We start from the raw sequence: 19417 nt of genomic DNA, 5'->3' as shown, positions 1-19417 counted from the left end.
ATCATGGCCAACCGCCAGCAGCCCAGTTCCATGCCGGTCCACAAGTACGGCCAGTACGAGCAGGTCGAGATCCCCGACCGCACCTGGCCCGACCGGCGGGTCACCGCCGCCCCCCGGTGGCTGTCCACCGACCTGCGGGACGGCAACCAGGCACTGATCGACCCCATGTCGCCCGAGCGCAAGCGCCGGATGTTCGACCAGCTGGTCGCGATGGGCTACAAGGAGATCGAGGTGGGCTTCCCCGCCTCCGGCCAGACCGACTTCGACTTCGTGCGCTCCATCATCGAGGAAGAGGGCGCGATCCCGGACGACGTGACGATCTCCGTACTGACCCAGGCCCGCGAGGACCTGATCGAGCGGACCGTGGAGTCCCTCAAGGGCGCCCGCCGGGCCACCGTCCACCTGTACAACGCCACCGCCCCCGTCTTCCGCCGGGTGGTCTTCCGCGGCTCGAAGGACGACATCAAGCAGATCGCCGTCGACGGCACCCGCCTGGTGATGGAGTACGCGGAGAAACTGCTGGGCCCCGAGACGGAGTTCGGCTACCAGTACTCGCCGGAGATCTTCACCGACACCGAGCTGGACTTCGCGCTGGAGGTCTGCGAGGCGGTCATGGACGTCTGGCAGCCCGGCCCGGGCCGCGAGATCATCCTGAACCTGCCCGCCACCGTGGAGCGTTCAACGCCCTCCACGCACGCGGACCGCTTCGAGTGGATGCACCGCAACCTGTCCCGCCGCGAGTACGTCTGCCTGTCCGTCCACCCCCACAACGACCGCGGTACGGCCGTGGCGGCGGCCGAGCTGGCCCTGATGGCCGGCGCCGACCGCGTCGAGGGCTGCCTGTTCGGGCAGGGCGAGCGCACCGGCAACGTCGACCTGGTCACCCTGGGCATGAACCTGTTCTCCCAGGGCGTCGACCCGCAGATCGACTTCTCCGACATCGACGAGATCCGCCGTACGTGGGAGTACTGCAACCAGATGGAGGTCCACCCGCGCCACCCGTACGTGGGCGACCTGGTCTACACGTCCTTCTCCGGCTCCCACCAGGACGCCATCAAGAAGGGCTTCGACGCCATGGAGGCGGAGGCCGAGGCCAAGGGCGTCACGGTCGACGACATCGAGTGGGCGGTGCCGTACCTGCCGATCGACCCCAAGGACGTCGGCCGCTCCTACGAGGCCGTCATCCGCGTCAACTCCCAGTCCGGCAAGGGCGGCATCGCGTACGTCCTGAAGAACGACCACAAGCTGGAACTGCCGCGCCGGATGCAGATCGAGTTCTCCAAGCTGATCCAGGCCAAGACGGACGCCGAGGGCGGCGAGATCACGCCGAAGGACATCTGGGCCGTCTTCCAGGACGAGTACCTGCCCAACCCGGACAACCCCTGGGGCCGCATCCAGGTCCGCACCGGCCAGTCGACCACCGACACGGACGGCATCGACACCCTGACCGTCGAGGCGACCGTCGACGGCGAGGACACCGTCCTGTCCGGCTCGGGCAACGGTCCGATCTCGGCCTTCTTCGACGCCCTGCAGTCCATCGGCATCGACGTACGCCTGCTGGACTACCAGGAGCACACGATGAGCGAGGGCGCCTCCGCGCAGGCCGCCTCGTACATCGAGTGCGCGATCGACGGCCAGGTCCTGTGGGGCATCGGCATCGACGCGAACACCACGCGGGCGTCCCTGAAGGCGGTCGTCTCCGCCGTGAACCGGGCCGCGCGCTAGCTCGTCCGGGAGGTCCCGCCCCGCCGGTTCCGGTGGGGCGGGACCTCTTGTTTTCGGCCAGAGGACCGTGCGGGTCACGGAAAGGTCTCGTCCGGGGTGCTGACTCCACGTCCGTGATGTGGCTAACATCACGCAAGCGCGGCGATGTTGCCGCGTGGTTACGGAGGTGCGACGTGCTGCCAGTACGGGGACGAGACGGCCGTGCCGTCAGGGGTGCGCGCATCCTGGGCACCCGCACCGCGTGGACACCCGTGGGCGACGGGGAGTTCTTCTGCCCCGGCTGCGGGGGCGACCGCAACTACCAGCGCCTCACCGGCCGTCGGCGCTTCACCCTGCTGGGCGTTCCCGTCCTCCCGCGCGGTGAGACCGGGCCGGTCGTGGCCTGCGCGGCCTGCCACGGCCACTTCGGCACCGACGTCCTCGACCACCCGACCACCACCCGCTTCTCCGCGATGCTCCGCGACGCCGTCCACACCGTCGCCCTCGCGGTCCTCGCGGCGGGCGGCACCTGCGCCCGCGCGTCCCTGGAGGCGGCCGCCTCAGCCGTGCGCGCGGCCGGGTTCGACGACTGCACCGAGGAACAGCTCGACGCCCTGGTGGAGGCCCTGGCCGCGGACACCGGCCGGGTCTTCGGCGAGCCCTGCGGTGCCGGGCTGGCCATAGAGCTGCACGAGGCCCTCGACCCGCTCGCCCCGCACCTCGCCACCATCGGCCGCGAGGCGATCCTGCTCCAGGGCGCCCGGATCGCCCTGGCCGACGGGCCCTACACGCCGGCGGAGCGGGAGGTGCTGGCCACGGTCGGCGCGGCCGTCACCCTCTGCACGGACGACGTGACCCGGCTGATGGCGGCGGCGGCGCGCACACCGTCCTGAGCGCATGCCCTCACGGGTGGCCGGGCCATGGCGTGCCCGGTCGCGGACGTCCCGCGCGGGCAGTATGGGGGCGACACCGGCCCGCCTCCCGAGGGACAGGGATGACACTCCTGCGCAGAGCCGTCCTCGCCACCGCCGTCCTGCTCACCCCGTACGCCACCGCCCGCCCGGCCCCGGCCGCCGGACGCCGCCCGCCCGGCACCGCACCGGACGCTTCCGCACCGGACCCCTCCGCACCGGCCCACTCCGCAGACGCTTCCACCCCGGACCCCTCCGCAGCCGACACCTCCGTGCCCTACGTCGCCGGCCGGGACGGCTACGCCGCCTACCGCATCCCCGCCGTCGTCCGCACCCCGCGCGGCACGCTGCTCGCCTTCGCCGAGGGCCGCCGCGACGGTCCCGGCGACACCGGTGACATCGACCTCGTCGTCCGCCGCTCCGCCGACGGCGGCCGCACCTGGGGCCCGCCGGCGGTGGTCGCCGCCGGGAACGGGGACACCCGCGGCAACCCGGCACCCGTGGTCGACCCGCGCACCGGCGCCGTCGTGCTGGTCAGCTGCTCCAACGGCGGCGCCGTCACCGAGGCCCAGATCATGCGCGGCGAGGTCCCGCCCGAGCAGGGCCGCCGGGTGTGGGTGCAGCACAGCCACGACGACGGCCGGCACTTCGGCGCGCCGCGCGAGATCACGGCCTCGGTCAAGCCCGCGTCCTGGCGCTGGTACGCCACCGGCCCCGGACACGCCGTGGCCCTCACCCGGGGCCCGTACGCGGGACGCCTGGTCGTGCCCGCCGACCACTCCACGCCCCCGCCGCCCGGATCCCCCGACACCGGCCGGGAGTCCCGCTACTACGCCGGCCACTGCCTGGTCAGCGACGACGGCGGCCGCACCTGGGGCCTGGGCTTCACCGACGACGACCCCGACGGCCCCGCCGGCACCGCCGGCACCGTGAACGTCAACGAGACCACCGCCGCCCAGCTCCCCGACGGACGTCTGTACCTCAACGCCCGCGACCAGGGCGGCACCGCGTCCGGCAACCGCGTCGACGCCCACTCCGGCGACGGCGGCCGCACCCTCACCCGCCCGTACGCCCCGCAGCCCACGCTCGCGGACGTCCCCGTGGTCCAGGGCAGCGTGCTCCAGCTCGACGGCGCCGGTGCCCCGCTGCTGTTCTCGGCGCCGTCCCGGCCCACCGCCCGCCAGGCACTCGCGGTCTGGCGCAGCACGGACGGCGGGGCCACGTTCACCCGGGCGCTCACCCTGTCGGACCGGCCCGCCGCCTACTCCGACCTGGTGCAGGTGGACGCGCGGACGGCCGGGGTGCTGTACGAGACGGGCAGGACGGGGCCGTACGAGACGATCGCGTTCCGGCTGCTGCCCCTGGCGGAGCTGTAGCGCGGGCCCCGGGTCAGAGGAGTCCGGCCTCGACCAGGTGCCGCCGCACCTCGGCCACCTCCGCGGGGGACAGCGGCACCTGGGGCTCCGCCGTCGCGGGGCAGGCGATCACGCCGCGCAAGTGCAGGGCCGCCTTGAACGCGCCGAGCGCGGACGAGCCGGCCCCCACCCGGCCGGCGCCGGCGTGGACCAGGCCGTACAGCGCGCAGAGCCGTTCCTGGACGGCGCGGGCCTCCTCCCGGCGTCCGGCCCGGCACAGCCGGTCCAGGCGGACGTAGCCGTCCGGGTCGACGTTGGCGAGGCCGGGCACGGCCCCGTGGCCGCCCAGCGCGAGGGCCGCGTCGACCAGCAGCTCGGAGCCGGTCAGGGCACTGAACCCGGGCAGGTGGCGGGTGCCGGTGACCACGTCGCGGAAACCGGCCAGGTCGCCGCTGGAGTCCTTCAGCCCGGCCAGCACCCCGTCCGACGCCAGCTGCACGACGAGGTCGGCGGACAGCTTGGTGGGGATGGCGGACGGCAGGTCGTAGGCGAGCACCGGGACCGGGCTCGCCGCGGCGGCCAGCCGGAAGTGGCGGGCCGTCTCCGCCGGCCCGAGCCGGGCGTAGAACGGGGAGATCACGACCACCGCGTCCGCGCCCGCCGCCGTCACCGACGCGATGTGCTCCAGCACCCGGGGCGTGGTCATGTCGATCGCCCCGGCCAGCACGGGCAGCTGCCCGCCCAGGTGCCCGGTGACCGCCTCCACCACCCGCCGCCGCTGCCCGTCGGTGAGGAACGCGGCCTCCGACGTCGTCCCGAGCAGGAACAGGCCGTCCACCCCGGCGGCCACCAGGTGGTCGACCAGCCGCAGCAGCGAGGCCACGTCCACCTCGCCGTCCGGGTCGAGCGGGGTGCAGACGGGCGGGATCACACCGGTGAGCGGGGCGGGGAGCGACATGGTCCTCCTGGTGCCGGGCGGACCCTACGGGAGGGTGCGCTGGTACGACGGGTCGTGGTCCGAGTCGTACACCAGCTTGCCCGAGGAGTCGTAGCCCTTGACGTGCGGCGCCGCCGTGACCTGCCGGTCCAGCTCGCCCGCGGCGACGAACCAGCCGTGGTCCAGCACGGCCCGGGCCGTCGCGCCGCCGTAGGACACGGTCACCTTCGCCACCGACGGCTCCACCGTGCCGACGGCCCCCCAGCGGAACGGCAGTTTCCAGTGGCCGCTGTCCAGCAACGACTGCTGGTACAGCTTGCCGCCGTTCATGTCGGGGAAGACCGGCCCCAGGCCGTCGCCGGACAGGTCGCCGCCGCTGGTGTTCAGGCCGGTCACCGCGCCGTCCACCAGCTTGCAGATCAGCCGGCGCGACGACGAGACGGCCACCAGGAACCGCCCGTCCCCGGGGGAGTTGGAGTCGCCCGTGCTGCGCCCGGCGAGCAGGAGCCGGTAGTCGGCGGGCACGCCCAGGGCCTCGCCGCCCGCGGTTCCGTCGCCCTCCCGGCCGTGGGCGAGGCACGAGGCCAGACCGTCCGCGGCCTGCTCGAAGGTGATCCCGTCCAGCAACTGCCCCGGCGTGGCGGGCCGTCCGGGCCCGGCGGGCGTCGCCACGGCCGTCGGCGAGGGGGTCCGCGGGGCGCCGGCCGACGGCTTCCCCGCCGCCGGCCCGGCACCCCGCCCCCCGCTTCCCCCGCCCCACGCGTACGCCCCCACGGGCGCCACCGCCAGCACGGCCAGCGCCAGCCCGGCGACCGCCAGCCGGCGGCGCCGCTCCAGCACGCCCCGCCGCCGGATCACCGGGTACGGCGCCGGTGCGGGGTGGAAGGCGTAGGCGTCCTCGGCGAGCAGCCGGCGCAGGCGCTCCTCGAAGTCCCGCACCCCCTCGCCGTCCTGGTCCTCTTCCGTTGTGCGCGGTTCCTCGCTCACCGCTCGCCTCCCTGACCCGCGGCCCTCGTGGACGCGCCCACCGGGGCCAGCCCCGGACAGGCGCGCAACTTGGCCAGGCCCTTGGACGCCTGGCTCTTGACCGTGCCCGTCGAACAGCCGAGCACCTCGGCCACCTCCGCCTCGGACAGGTCCTCCCAGTAGCGCAGGACGACCACTGCCCGTTGCTTCGGCGGCAGGGCGGCCAGCGCGTCGAGGAGAACCCCGCGCTCCTCGACGCGTCCGGCGCCCTCGTCCCGCCAGGCCACCTCGGGCGGTGCCGCCGTCAGCGACTCCGTGACCCGGCGCTTGCGGAAGCGGTCGCTGTTGCAGGTGACGAGCATCCGCCGGACGTACGCCTCCGGGTTGTCGGCGCGCGCAACGCGCCGCCACGAGCGGTACGCCTTGGCCAGCGCGGTCTGCGTCAGGTCCTCCGCGTGGTGGGCGTCGCCCGTGAGCAGGTACGCGGTCCGCACCAGCCGTGACCACCGCGCCCTGACGAACTCCTGGAACTGGTCCTCCAGCCCGTCCTGCATCCAGCACCCCCTCCTCGCCCACCAGACCACCGGGGGGTGGCGGGGGGTTGCCCGGGGGCGGGGGTTTTCCGGGGGCGGCCCCGGCCGGCCGTATCCGGTTGCCCGGCGTGGGGGACGTGCGCTCGGATGGGGGCCCGGCCGCAGGAGGGGAGCGTGAGGTGCGTGGGGAACGGCGGCGAAGCGGGCGCCTGGGAGGCGGGCGGTGCCGGGGTGCTGCGGCTGCCGTCCGGGCGGCTGGTGCGCGGACGCGGGCTGCGGCGGGGGCCGGCGACCGGCGGTCCCGACCCGACGTACGGGCTCTACCTGCTCGGCGGGCCGCCGCCGGCCGTCCCCTGGGAGGCGCGCTGGATCCGCTGGCCCGACTTCCGGCTGCCCGCCGACCCGGACGCGGCGGCCGCCGCGCTCACCGAGGCGTGGCGGCGCGCCGCGACCGGCCGGGTGGAGGTCGCCTGCGGTGGCGGGCGCGGCCGGACGGGGACGGCGCTGGCGTGTCTGGCGGTGCTGGACGGCGTCCCCGCACAGGCGGCGGTGGCGTACGTGCGCCGGCACTACCACCGGCGTGCGGTGGAGACCCCCTGGCAGGCCCGCTACGTACGGCGGTTCGGGGCGGCGCGGACGCAACGCCCATGACGCCTACGGGAGTTGACCGGCACCGGCGCCGCGGTGAGCTCACGGCGCCGGTGCCGGTCACGGACTCACGGGCTCACGCGCTCACAGGGCCAGGGTCATCAGCAGGCGGTGTTCGCCCGGGCCGAAGTAGTCCCGCACGGGGCCGCCGGGGGCCGGGGTGAAGCCGAGGGAGTCGTAGAGCGCGACGGCGGTGGCGTTGTCGGGCTCGACGGACAGGACCACGGTGTGCGCGCCCCGGCCGCGCAGATGGCTCAGCACCTCGGTCATCAGCTGCCGCCCCCACCCCTGCCGGCGCACCTCCGCCGTGACGGCGAGGCTGAGGATCCAGCTCTCGGCGTCGTCGGTGCCGGTGGACATCACGTAGCCCCTGAGCTCGCCGTCGCCGTCCTCCAGCACGAACATGTGCTCACGGAACGCGTCGAAGAACTGGCGCACCACGAAGAATGGATAGGGCGCGGCCGGAAATGCCTCCTTGTCGACACGGACGATGTCGGGTAGGTCCGTCTCGGTGACCGCTCTGATCCGTGGTGGTCTATTCCGTGCGGTCCGGCTCAAAAACGAACCCGGGGTCGACGGATAGCGATCCCTGGGAGGAATCATGAGTTCCCCTTAAGTGACGGATCGGACCTTGCGTGATTACCTTATGATCGTCCATGATTGCCCCATGTGGGCAGGTCCTACAACCCCCGGGCTGCTGCTAGGCTGAACCATGACCTCGGGACCGCACACCGCTGAGCAGCCGACGCTCAATAAGGATGTTCCATGGGACTCCTTTGACCCCGGTGCGTACATCGGCAATAACTACCTCGACATGAAGACGGTGGATGAGGAGATCGTTTCCCGCGTACGCGATCATTTCAGTGATCGGCTGCGGGGGAGCGACCGGGTGCTTTCGGGGATCGACGTCGGTGCGGGTCCCAACCTCTACCCCTCGCTCGCCATGCTCCCGTGGTGCCGGCACATCACCCTGCTGGAGTGGTCGGCGAACAACATCGAGTACCTGCAGCGCCAACTCCCGGGCTACGAGGGGCACTGGGAGCAGTTCTGGAAGGTGCTGCGCGAGGGCCCGGCGTACGAGGGGCTCAACCCGAGGACTCTTTTCCGGGACGCCGCGCACCCGGTCCGGGGCAGCCTTTTCGACCTCTGCCACACAGAGCGCCGGTGGGACGTCGGCACCATGTTCTTCGTCGCCGAGTCCATCACCGAATCCCTCGAGGAATTCCGGCGGGGAGTCGGCTGCTTGATGAATGCCCTGAAGCCCGGCGCGCCTTTCGCCGCCGCATTCATGGAGCATTCCGAGGGGTACCGGGTGGGCGATCTGGAATTCCCGGCCACCTATGACATCGACACCGACGAGGTGCGCGCCGCGCTCCAGGACTTCGCCCACCTCGACGACGTGCACCGCATGGCCGACGTCGGCCATCTCGTGCGCCACGGGCACACCGGAATGATTCTCGTCTGCGGCCGCCGGAAGGAATGACCGGCCTTCTTTCCGCCGCCAGGGAGTCGGGCCTGTTTGAGGGGAATGGGCATGCAGATCAAACCGCGTCAGAACCTGCTCGAGGTGTGGCAGTCAGTGGCCCGCCACTCCTTCGAGGACGGGGAGTGGGACTGGGGTGAGTGGGGAGGGCGCAGCAGTGTCGCCGACGCGGAGCGGCTGCTCTGCCTGCTGTACCCGGCGACGGAGATCACCTCGTTCCGCCTGGACGACCCGGACACCACCCAGGAGGACGTGGAGCGGGCCCTGCGCGCCGCGGGCGACTCCGCGGAGATCCCCGGCAACCTGGTGAAGGTCCTCACCGCCTTCATGGACAGGCACCGCACCGGCGACAGTCCCACGTTCTCCGGCGGCCACTACTTCACCGCCGCGGACCCCGCCCAGGAGCTGGCCAAGGAGCAGCGCGAGACCGGCGTGGTCGACTCCTACTCGATGTCGGTCACGCTGTGCCTGGCCACCCTCGGCTTCCTCAAGGTGTACCGGACCAAGACCCAGCGCCCGAGCACCCTGGAGCTGATCGACCGGCTCCAGGAGGCCACCAGCACCCGGCTGACCGCCGCCATGGTCGCCCTGCTGCGCTCCTTCACGGTCAACGTCGTCGACGTCCCCTCCCCGCAGGGCCAGTCCCTGGTCCGGCTGCTGGGCCAGGGCCGGCTCTCCGAACGGCAGGTCGTGCAGCGCTTCCAGGACCGCTTCAAGGCCCTGCGCGCCGTCATCAGCGAAAGCGTCACCCTCGGCCTCGACAGCGACATCGCCGACCAACTGCGCAACGACAACCGCCTGTTCGAGTGCGGCTGGTCCTGGAGCGTGGTGCGCGACGCCCCCGAGGTGGAGACCGGCGAACCGGTCGGCAAGCAGCCCCAGGGCGTCGCCGGCGCGGTGCCCTACCTGTACTTCACCGTCGTCGCCCTGGACGGCATCCCCGACCTGTTCTCCGAGCGCACCCTGGTCCTCGGCCTGCTCAACGCCGAACAGCAGAAGCTCGCCGACGCGCTGCGGCTGCGCTGGGAGATCACCCAGCAGTACTGGTCGGCGATCGCCCGCTTCGGCGACGGCACCTGGCCGCTGGAGGAGATCCCCTGGCGCACCACGCTCCAGCAGCTGGAGTCCGAGTACTTCTCCCTGTCCGTGGCCTCCATCCTGGTGCACGACCTGGTCCGCCGCCGCGCCACCGACGACGACCTCACCCGCACCGTCGCCGTCATGGAACGCCTCGCCGAACGCGGCCGGGTCACCAGCGGCATGACCCGCGACGACCCGGCGATCGCCCTGCACAACCCGGGCATCAGCCTGCCGCTGCTCGGCAGCGAGGACATCGGCCCGGCCATGAAGTGGACCATGTCCGACTTCTCCGCGCAGCTGCTCAAACGGACCGTGCAGCTGTGCTCGCTGTCCCGGCGCAGCGACGCTCAGGACCGGCTGCTCCGGCTCGCCGAGGACATCCTCGAACACCTCTGGCAGCGCCGCATCGCCGACGGCTCCGGCACCGGCCTGTGGGACAACGTCCACGCCGTCTACCCCGAGTCGCCGACCCGCCAGGGCCCGGTCACCCAGGGCCCGGTCTCCTGGAGCATCACCGAGCGCGTCACCGAGTGCATGGTCGCCGCGTACGGCCTGTACGCCCAGCCGCCGATCCGCAGCGCCCAACTCGCCACCCTCGCCCGGGAGATGATCAGCGAGGCGGCCCACCTGTTCGGCAAGGTGCAGATGGACCAGCCCGCGCCGCCCGCCAAGAGCCGGCAGGGCGAGGCCATGATGGCCGTCGAGGTCGACCTGCGCCGCGCCCGCGCCCTCGTCGACGTCCAGCCCGGCACCGCCTACGCGCTGGCCCTCGGGGTGCTCACCCGGCTCGACTCCCTGGCGCGCGCCCGGGAGAACACCGGCTCGGGGGTGTGAGGCGTGCTCGTCTTCGCCGCCTCCGACAAGGGGGGCACCGGCCGCTCCGTCACCAGCGCCAACCTCGCCTACCACCGCGCGCTGGACGGGGACGACGTCTGCTACCTGGACTTCGACTTCGGCTCGCCCACCGCCCCGGCCGTCTTCGACCTGCCCGACGTCCTCGCCGAGGCCGAGGGCAAGGGGCTGCACTCGTACCTGAAGGGCAAGACCGGCGAACCCCTGCGGGTCGACGTGTGGGCCCGCACCGAACACCCCGTGCTGCGCACCCGGCCCTCCGGGTCCGGCCGCCTGGTGCTGCTGCCCGGCGACCGCACCGGCGGGGAATTCGTCACCGACGAGGAGAACCTGCACCGGTGCGTGGACCTCGTCCTGCGGCTGAAACGGGAATTCGACGTCATCGTGGTCGATCTGAGCGCCGGCCGCAGTTATGCCATGGACCTCGCACTCGCCGCCACCGTTCCGCGCAGCGCGCTCGCCCGCATCACCACGCGCTGGCTCGTCTATCACCGCTGGACCCGTCAGCACGTGATGGCGGCCGCCGAACTCGTGACGGGAAAACAGGGCATTGTCCGGGCCGGAGTCGCCATGGGCCACGACGAGACGGCCCTTTCCGGATCGATCCGCTTCGTACGGGCCGCCGTGCCCGATCTGCAATCACCGCTGTGGTCCCAGGCACGCCCCGAACAATCCGTGTGGATGCACGAACGCGACCGTCAACTCGAGTCAATGGCAGCGGGTTTGGGGATCGGAAAGACGCGGGCCCTGGCGTCCATTCCGCTGGAACCCGTCCTGCAATGGCGGGAACAGCTCATCACCTACGAGGACGTCGTCGACAGCCGCGTCGCCAACCTTGAGACCTGGCAGGCGATGGGGGACCTCGCGCAGCGGCTGGGCGACGACAAGTACTGGGGGCAACTGTGAAGGGTTCCCTCCCGGGCGAGGAGACCTCCTTCCACGAGACCAGTGCCGAGCCGCACACCGCGTCCGTGCCGTTCTCCCACCTGTCCCTGGAACTGGGGCACCTGTACATGGAGGACTTCGCCGAGGGCCCGGACCGGCTGCGCCGGCACTTCGCCGCCGTACGACCCTGGGCGGACGCCGTCCGGGCCGGGCTGGGGCCGCTGCCCGAGGGCCGGCGCCCCCGGATCAGCACCTGCTTCCTCGTCGACGACTACTTCAGCCGTCTGGCCACCCCCGCCGAGCTGGCCCCGCCGCTGCTCGCCGCCGCCCGAGAGGCCGGCCTGACCATCGACTACCTGGCCCGCGAGTCCGGCTGCGCCGCGCCCGACCCCGCCCACCCGGGCAGCGCGCCGCTCGCCGAGTCCGTGCTGCACCGGCTGGTGGAGTCGCCGCCGCCCGGCAGCACCGGGTACCGCCCGCCCGTCGGCCGCACCGGCTGGCTCACCAACGGCCGCCGCACCCCCTCGCGGCGCACCTCCGCCGCGCTCGACGCGAGCGACGTCTGGCAGCCGCCCAGCGAGACCCTCGCCCGGGGCCACTCCGTCTTCATGGACGTCGAGCTGTTCAGCGGCACCGAGGAGGACCGCACCTGGTCCTGCGCGTTCCTGGCCTCGGTGTGGCAGCTGGCCCGCCTCGGGCTGCTCCGCGACAACGGACGCGCGGTCCTCACCCCCGTCGCGCAGGACCCCGGCGGCTTCCCGGCCGACTGGGACGCCCTGCCGCCCGTCGTGCAACTCACCCCGGACGCTGCGCCGTTCACCGCCTACGGCACGTGCAGCGTGCTCCCGGGCCGCTTCCTGCCCGTCGAGCACGCCGTACGGGTCGTGCTCGACCAGGTGCAGCTGGAACCCGACGTGCTCGAGCAGGCCGCGCGGCGCTCCGCCGCCGAGGGGTATCCGTTACCGGCCGGGGTCGTCGAGCGCACCTCCTACGTGTTCCCGCCGGGACTCTGACGTGGGCGCCCAGGAGAGCACCCCGCGGCCGGCGCGTCCGGTCCTCGCCTGCGGCGAGGTGCGCACCTGCCTGCTGCCCACCCGGGACGCCGTGGACGAGGGGGCCGCCGAGGCGCTGCTGCGGCTGCGCGCCGACGAACGCGTCCGGGTCTCCCGCCGCCCCAACCGCTGCGCCGTCTCCCCGGACGTCCTGACCGGCGTCGACTGCCGGCTGCCCACCGCCAACGGCGCCAAGGTCCGCGCGATCGGCACGGTCGCCGCCCGCGCCGTCCTCACCGAGGGCCGGGTGCTCCAGTCCACCGCGTACTTCGCCGCCCCCGCCGACGGGCCCGACAGCCGCCGCCCCTGGGGCTACTACCTCGTGCGGCCGGGCCTGCTGGTGCCGGTCGGCCGCCTGCCCGCGCCCGCCGTCGCCGAGGGCTTCCTCGCCGGGCACCGGCCCGGGGAACTGGACGTCGGCTCCGTCGCCGAGAGCCTGCTGGCCCGCATCTCGCGCGCCCCGCTGCTGGACTACGACACGCCGCTCAACACGTCGAGCACCGTCCTGCGCTGGACCGCCCGGCCGACGCCCGCGGACAGCGAGCCGTCCCTGCGCTTCACCGTCGGCGAGGAGGGCCTGCGCACCGTCGCCCTGCGGCTGCCCGAGGGCACCCCGCCCGCCGCCGTCGCCGGGCTCTGCGAGGACCTGGCGCTGCACGACTGGCTGCTGACCACTGTCGGCGACAAGCTCGACGGGGTACGGCTGGGCACCGACGACCAGGCGGCCGTGCGCAAGGTGCTCGGGCCGCTCGTCGACCACCTGCTCCACCTGTGGATGCCCCGGGCCCGCCTGGAGCGCGTCCTCGCGGGACTGTGGGACGCCCTGGAGGAGGCGCCCGGGTTCACCCGCCAGTGGGACGCACTGGCCCAGCGCATCCGCGACCAGCTCGCCCTGCGCGCCCTGCTCGCCCGCCGCGAGGCGCTGGACGCCCGGCTCACCACCCGCTGAGCCACCCGCACGCAGAACACGGCACGAAGAGGAACCACACGGCACGACCCACGACAGACAGACGGTCCGCGCACCATCCCAACGGGGGGACACAAGAGATGCCTGGCCCGACGCTCCCGCGCCATCCCGACCGCACCGACGTACCGCGCCGCTCCGACGCCGACAGCGCCCGGCGGGTGACCCAGAAGGTCCTGGTCACCATCGTCATCGGCGGAGTCGTCTACGTCCTCACCAACGTCCTGCTGCCCGAGGACGACGGCCCCTGGCAGCTCGTGCTGTCCGTGCTGTGCGGCGGGGCGGTGCTGCTCACCCAGTTCATGATCTCCTTCGCGCACCAGCTGACCGACCTGAAGTACGTGGTCGAGAAGCGCTTCGCCGACATCGGCGAGGCGACCAAGCTGTTCAACGAGGTGGAGAAGTTACGCGGCGACGGCGTGCCCCGGCTCGCCGAGCACGCCACCAAGGTCGTCTCCACCGGGCCCGACATCCTGCACGACTTCGCGCACGAGGAGATCAACCGGCTGGCCGCGCAGATGGAGGACCTCACCAACCTCAGCGCCGAGACGCCGGGCGAGAACCACGACTGGCTGATGACGCTCACCAAGTGCACCCGCAGCAGCATCGACGCGATCAGCACCACGGTCGTCGACGACGGCTTCTGGTCCACCGAGCCCGCCAGCCGCTACCTCACCGCGCAGCGGGAGGCGATCCTGGAGCGGCACATCACCGTGCGGCGGCTGTTCATCGTCAAGGAGCGCGGGGAGCGGGCCGCCCTCGCCCCGATCTGCGAGGAGCAGCGGCTGATGGGCATCGAGGTCCGGGTGGTGGCGCTGGACCAGCTGCCCGCGCACCTGCGCCGGGGCAAGATGATCGACTTCATCGTCTTCGACGGGGCGCTGAGCTACGAAATACACGCCGACCAGCTCAGCGTGAACTCCTCGACGACCGTCAACGCCCGCGCCGACCTGGTGCAGCCGCTGATCCGCCGCTTCGACCAGCTCTGGGACGCCGCCCGCGAGCAGCAGTCCCCGAACGGCCGGCCCGACCCGGACGGCCTGCGCACCCTGACCAACGGCCCGGACCCGGCCGGTGCCTGACCGGCCGGGCCCGGGGGTGCGCCCGTGGGCGGGGGACCTCAGAACAGCTTGGTGCCCTTCAGCCGCGCCTTGACCGCCTCGCGGCCGTTGCCGAGGATCATCCGGCGCACGACCGGGTCGGCCTCGGTGGCGGCCCAGCGGACCATCTTCAGCAGGGTCTTGGGCCGCGGGTTGAGGAAGCGCACCTCGCGCTCGGCGTATCCGAAGTTCTTCGGGACGAAGTCGGCGGCCAGCAGCCGGTCGTAGAGCAGGTCGGCGGCGTCCGCGGCGGTCACCGCGCCGGCCTCGACCGCCTCGCACTGCTTGACCATCGTCTCGTACAGGTCGGCGAAGCCGTCGTGGTCCGGCCAGTACAGGCCCGGGTTGGGCACCTCCTCCAGGTCCGTGAAGTGGCTGTCGCGGCCGTCGCGGCGGAACTTGGTCAGCGCGCTCTGCATGCGGTACACCCCCGCGTTGGCGCCCCACGCCCAGATCCTGAACACCGCGCTCCACAGGTCGTAGTCGGTCCAGGAGATGTACGACGAGTTGACCAGGGTGTCGTTGTGGTCGAGCAGGCCCTGCTGGAGCCGGTCCACCGGGGCGAAGCGCTCGGCCGAGAAGTCGTCGTCCTGCACCGCCCGCAGCAGCCGCCAGGCGAGCAGGTTCAGCGCCTCGGTGGTGTTGGACAGGCCGCGGGAGAACAGCGGGTCGATGAAGCCGGCCGCGTGCGACAGCAGGAACCAGCGGTCGCCCGCGGTCCGCGAGGAGGAGTACTGCAGCCGGCCCGTCGCCGTCCACTCGCGCACCGGCTTGATGCCCTCGAACTGCCGCGCGATGTCCGGGAACGGCGCCGCCAGCGCGTGGAAGTCCTCCTCGGCGCTCAGCCCGGCCGGCTTGGGGTAGCGGCGCGGGTCGACGGTCATGCCCACGCTGCACAGGGGGTTCTTGGACCACTTGTTGTTGTCGAAGGCGATCACCCAGCCCCAGCCGCGCTCGAACATGTGGTGCACGGTGCCCTCGTACCAGGGCACCGGCGGCCGCCAGTTCTCGGGCACGGTGTCGAAGAGCCGGTCGGTGGGCGTGATGCCGACGACGTGGTTCCACACCGAGCGCGAGTGGTGCTTGAACCGGCAGGGGTCCTCGCGCAGGCCGAACTTCTCGGCGACGGGGGAGCGGAAGCCGCTCGCGTCCACCAGGTAGCGGGCCCGGTACTCGCCGTCCTGGCCGGACAGGGTGACGCCCGAGCCGTCGAAGTCGATGTCGGTGACGCGGAAGTTCTGCCGCGCGACACAGCCGTACTTGACCGCGACGTGGAAGAGGTACGAGTCGGTGTCCTGCCGGAACAGGTGCGCGGCCTCGTGCAGCAGCTGGGGCGGGGTGGCGAACTCGTTGACCTCGCGCGGGTTCTGCGGGGCGCCCTCGTGGTGCAGCAGGAACCCGAAGTGGCGCTTGACGCCGAAGCGCGGCCCGATCGCCCGGGTGGTGTCCGTGAACGACGCCAGGTGCGCGATCTCCGGCACGTCGTAGCGCTCGGCGAGCGTGCGCAGCGAGACGAGCGTGAACGGGATCGTCGACTCGCCGATGGCGAACCGTGGGTGCGAGCCTGCGTCCAGCAGCAGCGTCCTGACCCCCTGCCGGGCGAGGATCGCGCCCAGGATCGACCCGGCCACCCCCGACCCGAGGATCGCGACGTCGTACCTCTGCGTGCCCCGTGGCTCCATGTCCTGTCTCCTTGTCGGTCGTCTCGCCGCGACGGCCGCCGCTGTGGGGGGCGGTGTCGCGGAGTGGGTCTCGCCCCGGGCGGTGCCTGCCCGGACGGTGGCGCTACGGCGATCGGTGTCGGGGGATGGGGGTGGTGCTCCTGCGGGACCGCTCGGCCGGCGTCGGCCCGCCGGTCAGCGGCGCGCCGCGCGCAGGCGTTCGCCGAGCAGTCCGCGCAACGCCCCCTTGAGCAGCACGGCGGTGTCCTCCGGGGCCTCGGCGCGGACCCAGCGGGCGGCCCGCAGCAGCCGGGCCGGGGTGTTGTGGAAGAACCGGTCGGCCGGGTCGGCGAGCCCCAGCGGCGGCGGGACGTAGTCGGCCTCGCGCAGCGCGGCGAAGATCCGCTCCGCCGCGTCGGCGGGGGTGCGCCGGCCCGCCTCGACGTCGGTGCACAGGGTGCGGGCCAGCGGCGCGAGGGAGGCGAAGTGCGCGCCGCCGGGCCGGTCCGGCCCCTCCAGCGCGCGGAAGACGGCGTCGTCGCCGGTCCTCGCGTAGGCCGCGTTCGCGTGCTCGACGGCGAGCGCGCCGAGCACCGTGCTCAGCGTCCACAGCCGGACCACGGCGTTGAACAGCGCGGGGTCGCGGAACGCCACGAACGAGGCGCGGGTGAGGTCGTCGTGCGCGCCGAGCAGGGAGCGCTGGAGGTCCTCGACGGGCAAGAAGCGCTCCGTGGACCAGTCGCCGTCGCGCGCGGCCGCGATCAGCCGCCAGGCCAGGGCGTTGACGACCTCCAGGCTGTGCCCGAGCCCGCGGGAGTAGAGCGGGTCGACGAACCCGGCCGCGTGGGAGGCGAGGCAGTAGCGGTCGCCGACCATGCGGCTCACGGAGTGCTGGACCGGGTCGGCCGAGGCCCACGGGCGCACGGCCCGCGCACCCGCGAACTGCCGCGCCACGTCCGGAAGTCGCCCCAGGACGGCGTCGAACTCCTCCTGCGGCGCCCGCCCGTCCGCCGCCGGGTGCCGGCGCGCGTCCAGGACGAGCCCCACGCTGCACGGGCCGTCGCCGCCGCGCCGCCGGTTGCCGAACGGGATCACCCACAGCCAGCCGCCGTCGAAGACGTGGTGCAGGGTGCCCTCGTGCCACCGGCCCGGCTGCCCGCCGGCCCGCCCGGCCGGGGTGTCGTCGTACGGCGTCACCCCGGTCATGTGGGTGTACAGGCAGCGCGACCGGTGGTCCCAGGCGGCCGGCTCCTCGCGCAGCCCCAGCTCGCGGGCCACCGGGGAGCCGGGCCCGCTCGCGTCCACGACGTACCGCACGGCGGTCTCCGTGCCGTCGGCCGTGCGCAGCCACGCCCCGCGGTCCGCCTCGACGCGCACGCCCTCGACTTGGGCCCCGGCGCCGGTGCGCACCTCGGCGCCGGTGCGCCCGGCCAGCGCGAGCAGCCGGGCGTCGACGTCCTCCCGGTACAGGTGCGGCGGGTCGGGCACGACGGAGGGGTTGACCACCTGGTACACCTCGCCGGGGTACTGGAGCAGCCCCGGGCGGTGCAGCACGAAGCCCACGTTGCGCAGCACCCCCGAGCGGGCCGACAGGGTGCCCGCGACCTGCTCGGCCGAGCCCAGGGCGGCGATCTCCGGCACGTCGTAGCGCCGGGCGACGGCCCGGGCCAGCGCCGCGCTGTAGGGCACCATCGACTCGCCCACGGCGAACCGCGGGCCCGGTGCCGCCTCCAGCAGCAGCGTCCGGACGCCGGCCCGGGCCAGGACCGTCGCGAGCAGCGAGCCCGCGAAGCCGCCTCCAATCACGCCGACGTCGTACTCCGCCGGGCCGTTCCCACCGTTCGTCGTGTCCACGGGGCCTCACCGTCGCTCGGATGCGGCGCGCAGCAATGCAGCGCACACAAATGCATGGCGCGTTGAATTCTACGGACGTTGAGTTACGGTGCAATGGGCCGGGTGCCGCCGTGCGCGGTTTTCAGCCGAGGCGGGGCGGTCGCCCGCGACCGGTCAGGTCCGGGCCCCGGGCACGACGGGTCCGGGGCCGGGCTCCGGCTCCAGCGCCATGGGATCCCGGCGCACGGCGGCGTACAGCAGCGGTGTCGCCAGCAGCAGGACCCCCGCGAGCCCGATGGCCAGGCGCGGGCTCGTCAGCTCGGCCAGCAGGCCCCACAGGGCGGTCAGGGCCGCCACGCTCGTCTTGGTGCTCACCGACCAGGCCGACAGGGTGCGGGTGACCCGGTCGGACGGGGTCAGCTCCAGGCGGGTGGTGGCGAGCACCGGGTTGTAGACGCCCGCGCAGGTGATCAGGGCCAGCTCGACCACCATGACCGTGACCAGACCGGTCACCCCCGGCCCGACGAGGACCAGCCCGACCGGCCACACGGCGCGCAGCGTGCCCGCGGTCAGCAGGACCCGGCGGCGGCCGTACCGGGCCACCAGCCGGCGCGACAGGCGCGAGCCGATCAGACCGCCCGTGCAGGGCACCGCGAAGGCCAGGCCGTACTGCCAGGGGGAGAAGCCGAGCGGGCCGAGCATCAGCACCGCCAGCAGCGGGGCGGACACCATGATCAGGCCGTTCACCAGCGCGGTGTTGACGAACAGGGGCCGCAGCACGGGGTGGGTGAGGATGTAGCGCCAGCCCTCCAGCAGCTCGCCCGCGCTGAGCCGGCCCGCCTTCGCGGGCGCCGCCGGGGCCGGTTCGTCGTCGCCGACGGCGCGCAGGCCGAGCGCCGACAGCAGGTAGCTCACCGCGTCCGCGGCCACCGTCACCACCGGGCCGAACAGGCCGATCGCCGCCCCGCCGAGCGGGGGGCCGACCATGGTCGCCGACCACATCGTCGACTCGAAGCGGCCGTTGGCCACCAGCAGGTCCTCCCGCGGCACCAGCCCCTTCAGGAACGCCCCGCTCGCCGCGGTGAAGGTGATGTCGGCGGCGGCCACCAGGACCGACACCAGCAGCAGCTGCCCGAGCCCCAGCAGCCCGAGCCCGTACGCCACGGGGATGCTCAGCAGGGCCGCGCAGCGCAGCAGGTCCGCGCCGATCATCACCGGCCGCTTGCGCCGGAACTCCACCCACGGCCCCAGCGGCACCGCCGCCAGCGCCCCCACGGCGGGCCCCATCGCCGCCAGCGCCGCCACCTCGAGCGCACCGGCGTGCAGCACCAGCACGGCGATCACCTGGAGCGCGTCGAAGGCCAGCCACGTCCCGAACGTACTGACCGCGTACGCCCCCCACAGCCACCCGAAACTGCGCCCCAGCGACCCCTGCGCCACGTGGTCCCACCTC

The 19417-nt window shown here is 73.4% G+C and carries 17 protein-coding genes; 10 read left to right on the top strand and 7 right to left on the bottom strand.

The features are described 5' to 3' along the window. The first annotated feature begins 3 nt into the window (after positions 1 to 3). From leuA to E4U91_RS11520, 3 genes are all read left to right on the top strand, one after another. Positions 4 to 1725: a 2-isopropylmalate synthase gene (gene leuA, locus E4U91_RS11530; RefSeq protein WP_137306771.1), complete on the top strand. Its 1722-nt coding sequence runs from the start codon at positions 4 to 6 to the stop codon at positions 1723 to 1725. A 173-nt stretch (positions 1726 to 1898) separates the two neighbouring features. After that, positions 1899 to 2597, top strand: coding sequence for a TerB family tellurite resistance protein (locus E4U91_RS11525; protein ID WP_137306770.1), 699 nt, complete (start codon positions 1899 to 1901; stop codon positions 2595 to 2597). Positions 2598 to 2698: 101 nt separating this feature from the next. Next, positions 2699 to 3991: a sialidase family protein gene (locus E4U91_RS11520; RefSeq protein WP_137306769.1), complete on the top strand. Its 1293-nt coding sequence runs from the start codon at positions 2699 to 2701 to the stop codon at positions 3989 to 3991. A gap of 13 nt (positions 3992 to 4004) precedes the next feature. Here the strand turns inward: E4U91_RS11520 and E4U91_RS11515 are convergent, their stop codons facing one another. From E4U91_RS11515 to E4U91_RS11505, 3 genes are read right to left on the bottom strand one after another with little or no spacing between them, the layout of a single operon-like run. Then, positions 4005 to 4928 carry a dihydrodipicolinate synthase family protein gene (locus E4U91_RS11515; protein ID WP_137306768.1) on the bottom strand — a complete coding sequence of 308 codons (924 nt, stop codon included), beginning with the start codon at positions 4926 to 4928 and terminating at the stop codon, positions 4005 to 4007. A 24-nt stretch (positions 4929 to 4952) separates the two neighbouring features. Continuing rightward, positions 4953 to 5894, bottom strand: coding sequence for a hypothetical protein (locus E4U91_RS11510; RefSeq protein WP_137306767.1), 942 nt, complete (start codon positions 5892 to 5894; stop codon positions 4953 to 4955). Next, positions 5891 to 6427: a SigE family RNA polymerase sigma factor gene (locus E4U91_RS11505; protein WP_137306766.1), complete on the bottom strand. Its 537-nt coding sequence runs from the start codon at positions 6425 to 6427 to the stop codon at positions 5891 to 5893. Before E4U91_RS11505 ends, E4U91_RS11510 begins: the two co-directional genes overlap by 4 nt. A 153-nt stretch (positions 6428 to 6580) precedes the next feature. Here E4U91_RS11505 and E4U91_RS11500 point away from each other — a divergent pair, with 153 nt between their 5' ends. Continuing rightward, the gene (locus E4U91_RS11500; protein WP_241678562.1) at positions 6581 to 7057 is read left to right on the top strand and encodes a phosphatase domain-containing protein; all 477 of its coding nucleotides are present in this window, start codon (positions 6581 to 6583) and stop codon (positions 7055 to 7057) included. Positions 7058 to 7138: 81 nt separating this feature from the next. Here E4U91_RS11500 and E4U91_RS11495 read toward each other — a convergent pair whose 3' ends face one another. Further along, positions 7139 to 7657: a GNAT family N-acetyltransferase gene (locus E4U91_RS11495; RefSeq protein ID WP_137306765.1), complete on the bottom strand. Its 519-nt coding sequence runs from the start codon at positions 7655 to 7657 to the stop codon at positions 7139 to 7141. Positions 7658 to 7766: 109 nt separating this feature from the next. On the opposite strand from E4U91_RS11495, the gene E4U91_RS11490 reads away from it, so the two are divergent. The 6 genes from E4U91_RS11490 (at position 7767) to E4U91_RS11465 (ending at position 14452) form a co-directional block, all read left to right on the top strand. Further along, complete coding sequence (locus E4U91_RS11490) at positions 7767 to 8537, top strand: SCO2525 family SAM-dependent methyltransferase (protein WP_137306764.1); 771 nt, start codon at positions 7767 to 7769, stop codon at positions 8535 to 8537. A gap of 51 nt (positions 8538 to 8588) precedes the next feature. Continuing rightward, positions 8589 to 10451: an SCO2524 family protein gene (locus E4U91_RS11485; RefSeq protein ID WP_137306763.1), complete on the top strand. Its 1863-nt coding sequence runs from the start codon at positions 8589 to 8591 to the stop codon at positions 10449 to 10451. A 3-nt stretch (positions 10452 to 10454) separates the two neighbouring features. Further along, positions 10455 to 11375 carry an SCO2523 family variant P-loop protein gene (locus E4U91_RS11480; RefSeq protein ID WP_137306762.1) on the top strand — a complete coding sequence of 307 codons (921 nt, stop codon included), beginning with the start codon at positions 10455 to 10457 and terminating at the stop codon, positions 11373 to 11375. Beyond that, the gene (locus E4U91_RS11475) at positions 11372 to 12367 is read left to right on the top strand and encodes an SCO2522 family protein (RefSeq protein ID WP_137306761.1); all 996 of its coding nucleotides are present in this window, start codon (positions 11372 to 11374) and stop codon (positions 12365 to 12367) included. The genes E4U91_RS11480 and E4U91_RS11475 overlap by 4 nt, the downstream gene beginning before the upstream one ends. 1 nt (position 12368) lies before the next feature. Then, positions 12369 to 13355 (top strand): SCO2521 family protein, encoded by a 987-nt coding sequence (locus E4U91_RS11470; protein ID WP_137306760.1) that lies wholly within the window; start codon positions 12369 to 12371, stop codon positions 13353 to 13355. Positions 13356 to 13453: 98 nt separating this feature from the next. Continuing rightward, positions 13454 to 14452, top strand: a complete 999-nt coding sequence (locus E4U91_RS11465; RefSeq protein ID WP_137306759.1) for a hypothetical protein — start codon at positions 13454 to 13456, stop codon at positions 14450 to 14452. A 38-nt stretch (positions 14453 to 14490) separates the two neighbouring features. Here the strand turns inward: E4U91_RS11465 and E4U91_RS11460 are convergent, their stop codons facing one another. The 3 genes from E4U91_RS11460 to E4U91_RS11450 all read right to left on the bottom strand — a co-directional run bounded on the left by E4U91_RS11460 (position 14491) and on the right by E4U91_RS11450 (position 19404). After that, positions 14491 to 16152, bottom strand: a complete 1662-nt coding sequence (locus tag E4U91_RS11460; RefSeq protein ID WP_137306758.1) for an NAD(P)/FAD-dependent oxidoreductase — start codon at positions 16150 to 16152, stop codon at positions 14491 to 14493. Positions 16153 to 16326: 174 nt separating this feature from the next. Next, entirely contained in the window at positions 16327 to 17985 is a 1659-nt protein-coding gene (locus tag E4U91_RS11455; protein WP_137306757.1) for an FAD-dependent monooxygenase, read from the bottom strand. A 153-nt stretch (positions 17986 to 18138) separates the two neighbouring features. Further along, positions 18139 to 19404: an MFS transporter gene (locus tag E4U91_RS11450; protein WP_241678561.1), complete on the bottom strand. Its 1266-nt coding sequence runs from the start codon at positions 19402 to 19404 to the stop codon at positions 18139 to 18141. Between the last annotated feature and the right edge of the window lie 13 nt (positions 19405 to 19417).

Origin of the sequence: Streptomyces lasalocidi (assembly GCF_005280215.1) — a bacterium.
Classification (GTDB): Bacteria; Actinomycetota; Actinomycetes; order Streptomycetales; family Streptomycetaceae; genus Streptomyces; species Streptomyces longwoodensis.
The sequence above is the reverse complement of the archived record's forward strand: the minus strand, read 5'-3'. Positions and strand labels throughout refer to the sequence as shown.